5 protein-coding genes are annotated in these 7,019 nt (G+C 72.5%); 1 reads left to right on the forward strand and 4 read right to left on the reverse strand.

Annotated elements, in window-relative coordinates:
- Nucleotides 1-39: 39 nt before the first annotated feature.
- The 4 genes from ACFC96_RS25565 to ACFC96_RS25580 form a co-directional block, all read right to left on the reverse strand.
- Entirely contained in the window at nucleotides 40-2,196 is a 2,157-nt protein-coding gene (locus ACFC96_RS25565; RefSeq protein WP_376614277.1) for a SpoIIE family protein phosphatase, read from the reverse strand.
- A gap of 49 nt (nucleotides 2,197-2,245) precedes the next feature.
- Nucleotides 2,246-2,986: a class I SAM-dependent DNA methyltransferase gene (locus tag ACFC96_RS25570; RefSeq protein ID WP_376257780.1), complete on the reverse strand. Its 741-nt coding sequence runs from the start codon at nucleotides 2,984-2,986 to the stop codon at nucleotides 2,246-2,248.
- 93 nt (nucleotides 2,987-3,079) lie between these two features.
- Nucleotides 3,080-3,772, reverse strand: coding sequence for a DUF402 domain-containing protein (locus ACFC96_RS25575; protein WP_376257781.1), 693 nt, complete (start codon nucleotides 3,770-3,772; stop codon nucleotides 3,080-3,082).
- 73 nt (nucleotides 3,773-3,845) lie between these two features.
- Complete coding sequence (locus ACFC96_RS25580; RefSeq protein ID WP_376614422.1) at nucleotides 3,846-5,252, reverse strand: class II fumarate hydratase; 1,407 nt, start codon at nucleotides 5,250-5,252, stop codon at nucleotides 3,846-3,848.
- Nucleotides 5,253-5,368: 116 nt separating this feature from the next.
- Between ACFC96_RS25580 and ACFC96_RS25585 the strand changes: the two genes are divergently transcribed.
- Nucleotides 5,369-6,892 carry a ricin-type beta-trefoil lectin domain protein gene (locus ACFC96_RS25585; RefSeq protein ID WP_376614278.1) on the forward strand — a complete coding sequence of 508 codons (1,524 nt, stop codon included), beginning with the start codon at nucleotides 5,369-5,371 and terminating at the stop codon, nucleotides 6,890-6,892.
- The last annotated feature ends 127 nt before the right edge of the window (nucleotides 6,893-7,019 follow it).

Consider the following 7,019-nt stretch of genomic DNA (forward strand, 5'->3'; position numbering starts at 1 on the left):
CGTAACCGTACGGTTGCGGGCCCATTCGTCTGTCCAGGTTCAGGAGGCGCCGTTCCCGTGCGCCAGCTCGAACCACACGACCTTGCCGGTGCTCAGCCGCGTCGCACCCCAGCGCCGCGCCAGCCTGTTGACCAGGTACAGGCCGCGCCCGCCCTCGTCGGTGGCGCGGGCCTGCCGCAGCCGGGGCAGCTGCGGCACGTCGTCGCCGACCTCGCAGCGCAGCACGTCGGTCCGCAGCAGGCGCAGCGTGACGGGCCGGGACGCGTACCGCACGGCGTTCGTCACGACCTCGCTGACCAGGAGCTCCACCGAGTCCGTCAGCTCCTCCAGACCCCACCGGGCGAGCGCGCTGCGCGCCAGCCGGCGGGCCCGGCCCGGCGCCGCGTCCTCGGGGTCGAGGAGCCAGTAGGCGACATCGCTCGGCGGGATCCCGTCGAACCGGGCCGCGAGCAGCGCGATGTCGTCGTCCCGGTCGCCCGGGCCGAGCATGTCGAGGACCTCGTCGCACAGCGCCTCGAGCGGCGGCGGATGGTCGGGGCCCGTCAGCTGCGCCGTCGCGGCGAGCCGCTCCCGCAGCTGCTCTATCCCGGTCCACACGTCCCGCAGCCGTGACTCGACCAGACCGTCCGTGTAGAGGAGCAGCGTCGCGCCCGCCGGGGCGTCCAGCTCGACCGCCTCGAAGTCGACGCCGCCGACGCCGATCGGGGCGCCCGGCGGGACCCGCAGCACCTCGGCGCGGCCGCCCAGATGCAGCAGCACCGGCGGCGGGTGGCCCGCGTTGGCGATGGTGATGCGGTGCGAGACCGGGTCGTAGACCGCGTACAGGCAGGTCGCCATGCGGTCGCTGCCGAGGCGCTGGGCCTGCTCGTCCAGATGGTGCAGGACCTCCTGCGGCGGCAGGTCGAGACCGGCGAGGGTCTGCGCGGTCGTGCGCAGCTGGCCCATGATCGCGGCGGACGTCATGGAGTGACCCATGACATCGCCCACGACCAGGGCGACACGGCTGCCGGGCAGCGGGATCGCGTCGTACCAGTCGCCGCCCACGCGGGCGGTCTCCGCGGCCGGCAGATACCGGGACGCGAGGCGCACGCCCGTCGGTCGCGGCAGGGTCTCGGGGAGCATCGTGCGCTGGAGCTCGTCGGCGATGTAGGCCTCGCGGCCGTACAGGACGGCCTTGTCGATGCCGAGCGCGCTGTGCGTGGCGAGCTGCCCCGCGACCAGCAGGTCGTCGTTCTCGAACGCGTGGCGTTCGGGGCGGCGCAGGAAGACGACCGCGCCGATCACCCGGCGGCGCCCGCGCAGCGGCGCGAGGATCGCCCGCTGCCCGGTGGGCAGGGTGAGGTCCGGGTCGTCGCCGAGCAGCTCCGGCAGCGCGGCCAGGGCGGCGGGCGAGTCCGCGAAAACGGGCCGTACGCCGCGCAGTACCTCGGCCAGCGCGCCCCCGGTCCGCACCTCGCACAGCTCGGCGGTGACGGGGTCGCCCTGGGCGGTGCCGGCCGCCATGGTCAGGAGTCCGCCGCCGTCGGTGTCCGGGTCCTCGGTGCCCTCCTCGATGAGGCGCAGCCGGTCCGTCCTGCGCAGCCGCAGCACGACGGGCCCGGTGGGCCGCTCGTCGCCGACCGGCAGCGGGTCCCGCAGATACACCAGGATCACGTCGGAGAACGTGGGCACGGAGGCGCGGCACAGGCCCATGACGATCTCGTCGAGGTCTATCCCGCGGGCGATCCGCCGGGTCGCGGCGCCCACGAAGCGCAGCCGGTCCCCGTCCCGCCGCATCGGGACGGGTGTCCCCGGCGGGCGCGGCTGACCGCTGCGCCGGTCGGGCACGGGCCTCGGCCGGTGGGGATCGTCCGGTCCGGCGTCCGACAGGGCGTGCTCGGGCGCGCTCCCGGAGGCCCCGGAAGCGGAACCGGGCTTGCGCCGCCCGGGCACACCACCGCCACCGCTCTCACGGCGCGGGGGCTCGGGTACGGGTGCCGCGCCGGAGTGCTCGGGCGCGGCGCCGCGGGGTGCGGGGGCGCCTGACGCGGGCGCGCGGCGCGCGGGATCGGCGTCGTCGGCGGACGCGGTCGCTCCGGGGCGCCCCTGCGCGGGGAACGCGTCGGAGGCGCGCCTCAGGGCCCCGCGGGGGTCCGCGGGGGCAGCGGGGCGGGCGGCCGGCCGGCGGCCCTCGTGGGAGGTGGGGTGCTCCGTCACGCGTTTCGAATCCGTCCGTCCTGGGCTGCGCGCCTAACGACGTGCCGCTTCACTTTCCGGCGCGCCGGCAGTTGAAGAACAGCTGGTGTTCGGGTGGTACTTCGGTGCTCGCCGGAGCGTACGCGTACGTGTGCTCGCCGGTGATCTCCAGTCCCGCGTCGCGTACGACCTGGCGCAGCTCGTCCCGCAGAAAACCCGATACCCGGATTGTGTGCCCCAGGAACGGAATCTCGGCGTCGTCCAGATCGGCCTCGACCATCGACAGGGCGAGCAGCCCGCCGGGCCGCAGCATCGAGCGCAGCAGCCGCAGCGCCGCGGGGATCTCGGCGCGCGGCAGCATCAGCAGCGTGAAGAAGCAGGTGACGGCGTCGAATTCGCCCAACTCGCCCTTTTCCTGGCCCTGTTCGGGTCTCAGTGACGCGAGGTCCAGCTGGTGGAACTCGGCCTCGGGGACGTTCTTGCGGGCGATCTCCAGCATGCCGGCCGACAGGTCCACGCCGACCACTGAGTGTCCCGCGTCCGCCAGTTGACGGCTCGTCGGAACTCCCGTTCCGCAGCCCACCTCGAGTATGCGCGAGCCGGGCGCGAGGCCCGCGAGCAGCGTGTCCACCGCGGCCAACTGGCCTTCCTTGTGGGGGAAGGCGTCGTCGTAGCGGGCGCCGATCGCGTCGAAGGCCTCGGCCTGGCCCGTACGGTCCGGCGCCGGGGTCCGGCGACCGCCTCCGTACGTCTCGTAACCCTCGCTGCCGTGACTCACGGTCCCGCCGCCCCTCGATGACCTCGTTGACATCGTGTCAGACCTGCTGCAAGCGCGAAGAGTTGTACGTGTGTGCACTTGCGGAGGACGATCCTACGTTTGAACCACGGGGGCGCATCAAGGGTCTCATGAGGACACATGCGCGGGCGTACGGTCCCAGTCACCCGGAAGCGCGGGAACCGGCCACGACGGATCGGGCCGCCAGTGCTGCCAGCCGTCGGGGAACGGGTGCCCCCAGCGCTCGATCACCTCGACCGCGGCGCTCCCCGCTCTCCGTACGGATTCCGCCTGCGCCGTGCTCATCAGGCCCGCGATCTGCGCCTGCGCGAACTCGTCCTCGTCGAGCCAGCGCCAGGTGCGGTCCGCGGAGACCGACAGGTCGAGGAAGTGGTCCTCGGAGTCCACGCCGCCGGCCCAGCGCACCTGCGGCTGCTCCAGGTTCACGTACCAGTTCCTGAATTGCCAGCCCGGATCCCAGAACAGCCACACCGACCAGGGCTCGCCGGGGCGCGCCAGCTTCAGCACGCCGGTGCCGAACCACCGGTCGCGCAGCACGGTGCGCGGCTTCGTGTACCGGGTGGCCAGCGGCTCCTCGTGCACCGGTGTGCCGTCGGCCAGCACCGGTTTCACGCACTCGGTGCCGGGTGCCAGCCACACGGCGAGCAGCTCGGCGCTGTCCTCGACCACCGTGACGGGGCGGCAGATGTGGAAGCCGTCCCCGCCGTTCGTCCGGTAACGCCACAGAATCCGGCTGCCGGGCGCCCAGCGCCCCACGCTGCCGTCGGTCTCACCCGCCACAATGCTCGTCCGGTCCGTCATGGACAGATATTAGGTGCCCCCGGCACGTGACGCTGCGGTGCGCGCCACGAATTCGGTCAGTCGCCGAACGCTGTTACGGGCGCGTCATCCGCAGGACATCCAACGCCTCGTCGAGCTGCTCGACCGTGAGGTCGCCGCGCTCCACGTAGCCGCCCTCCAGGACGACCTCGCGGATCGTCCTGCGCTCGGCCAGCGACTTCTTGGCCACCTTCGCGGCCTCCTCGTAGCCGATGTACTTGTTCAGCGGGGTCACCACGGACGGTGACGACTCGGCGTACTCGCGGGCGCGCTCGCGGTTCGCGGTGATGCCGTCGACGGTCCGGTCGGCGAGCAGGCGCGCGACGTTGGTGAGAAGCCTGATCGACTCCAGGACGTTCCTGGCGATGACCGGCAGCATGACGTTGAGCTCGAAGTTCCCCGCGGCGCCCGCGGCGGCGACCGTCGCGTCGTTCCCCGTGACCTGGGCGGCGACCATGAGCACCGCCTCGGGAATGACCGGATTCACCTTGCCCGGCATGATCGACGAGCCCGGCTGGAGGTCGGGCAGGCTGATCTCGGCCAGTCCGGTGCGGGGGCCCGACGCCATCCAGCGCAGATCGTTGGCGATCTTCGTCAGCCCGACGGCGATGGTCCGCAGCTGCCCGCTGGTCTCCACGATGCCGTCACGCGCGCCCTGCGCCTCGAAGTGGTTGCGCGCCTCGGTCAGCGGCAGGCCCGTCGTCCGCGCGACCTCCTCGATGACGGCGGCCGAGAATCCGGGCGGCGTGTTGATCCCCGTGCCCACCGCCGTTCCCCCGAGCGGCAGTTCGGCCAGGCGCGGCAGCGCGGCCCGAAGGCGTTCGATGCCGTACGCGACCTGGGCCGCGTACCCGCCGAACTCCTGCCCGAGCGTCACCGGCGTCGCGTCCATGAGGTGCGTACGCCCCGACTTCACGACGTCGGCGAACTCCTCCGCCTTGCGCTCCAGGGCCGCCCGCAGATGGCCGAGCGCCGGGATCAGGTCGTGGGTGACGGCGGCGGTGGCCGCGATGTGGATCGACGAGGGGAAGACGTCGTTCGACGACTGGGACGCGTTCACGTGGTCGTTCGGGTGGACGTCGCGGCCGAGGCGCTCCGTCGCGAGGGTCGCGAGCACCTCGTTGGTGTTCATGTTGGACGAGGTGCCCGAGCCGGTCTGGAAGACGTCCACGGGGAACTGGTCGTCCCAGCGCCCGTCGGCGACCTCGCCGGCCGACTCCGCGATGGCCTGCGCGATGTCCTTGTCCACGACCCCGAGCTCGGCGTTCACATGGGCCGCGGCCGCCTTGATACGGGCGAGCGCCTCGATGTGGGCGCGCTCCAGGCGCTGGCCGGAGATGGGGAAGTTCTCCACGGCCCGCTGCGTCTGGGCCCGCCATTTGGCGTCGGCGGGGACCCGTACCTCGCCCATGGAGTCGTGCTCGATCCGGTACCGGCCGCTGTCGCCGCCGTCGTCGTTCATCGCCGTTGTCATCGTCATCCCTCCGTCAAACGTGAGCACTTGTCTTGTTCTGGCTATTCCCAAGCCTCCTACCCGCCAGTAAATACCTCGGGTAACACCCAAACCGGGGAGGCGTCATGAACGTCCTGCACCGCACCAGACCCAGCATCAGATGCGCCGTCGCCGTTGTCGCGGCGACGGCCGCCGCGCTCGTCGGCCTGACCGCGCCGACCGCGTCCGCGGCGCCCGCCGCCGCGGCCACCACCCCCCTCCCGCCCGAGCTCGAGAAGATCCGCGCCGCCGAGGCCACCAAGCTCTACGGGGACCCGGCCGAGAGGCCCCTCGCCGACCGCAGGACCGCTCTCGTCTCGCTCGGCGACAGCGAGATATCGGGGGAGGGCGTCGGCACCTACGAGGCCGGTACGAACGGCCCGGACAACTGGTGTCACCGCTCGCCCGACTCCGCCATCCACCGCACCGGGATCCCGGCCGACGTGACGTACAACGTCTCCTGCTCGGGCGCGTACACCGGCAACATCCGCATCGGCGGCAGCAAGCAGTACGCCGACGAGCTGGTGCAGAGCGACGCTCTCGCCGTCAAGGCGCGCAACACGAAGATCAAGATGATCGTGCTCGTCGCGGGCGCCAACGACGACCTCCAGTTCGGTCCCGTCATGACCGACTGCGTGACCCGCTACCTCACCCTCCAGGGCGCGTGCGAACCCACGTACGTGCCGGGCTGGCAGGCGAGGGTCGACGGGCTCGTGCCCAAGGTCGAGGCCACCGTCGCCGACCTGAAGACCGTGATGCGCGGCGCGGGCTACGCCGACCGTGACTACAAGCTCGTCCTCATGGGTTACCCCAGCCCCATCGGCCCTGACATCCACGACAACCCCGACTTCCACGGCAAGCTGCCCGGCGGCTGTCTCGGCTACGACTCCGACGCCGCCTGGGGCCGCAACGCGGCCGTACCCGCCTTCGAGCGCGGTATGCGCAGAGCCGCCCAGGAGTCCGGCGCCTTCTACCTCGACAACTCCCGCCTCTTCCAGGGCCACGAGGTCTGCATGGAGGAGGCCTGGGCCCGCGGCCTCTACGTGGACGTCTCCCATCCGTTCCCGCCCGACTCCAACTCCGTGCGCCAGTCCTTCCACCCGAACGCGCGCGGCCACGGCGCCTTCGCCTCCTGCCTCACCCAGCTCTACAACTCGGGCTACCGGGAAGCGGGTTGCGCCGATTCGGCCGGCACCGGCACCCCCAAGCTCTACAAGGGCGGCTGGGACGACGCGTACCGGCCACTGAGGAACGCGGGCACCGGCACGTGCGCCGACGCCGAGGGAGGAAGCAGCGCGAACAACACGGCCGTCATCGGCTGGGACTGCTCGGGGAACCGCAACCAGGGCTGGTGGTACGACACCGCCGGACGGTCCCTGCACACCGAGCTCACCCAGGACCGCTGCGTGGACGTCCCCGGCAGCGCCTACCGGGCGGGCACGGCCCTCGTCCTGTGGAACTGCCACGGCGGAACCAACCAGCAGTTCGTCCGCCAGGGCGACACCCTGCGTCCGGCCGCCGCGACGGGCCTGTGCCTGACCCTCGCCTCGGCGAAGGACGACGTACGGCTCCAGACCTGCGACGGCTCTGCGGGGCAGCGGTTCGCGTGATCTGTTCGTGGACAGCGCAGAGGCCGCCCGTCGCCGGGCCGGGGGGGGGGGGCCTCTGCGGCGCGCGCCCGGTCGTGGGCCAGGCCGGGCCCGCGCCGACCGCCGCGGGGGAAGCAGGGGGGCCCGC

The organism is Streptomyces sp. NPDC055955 (assembly GCF_042270245.1).
Classification (GTDB): Bacteria; Actinomycetota; Actinomycetes; order Streptomycetales; family Streptomycetaceae; genus Streptomyces.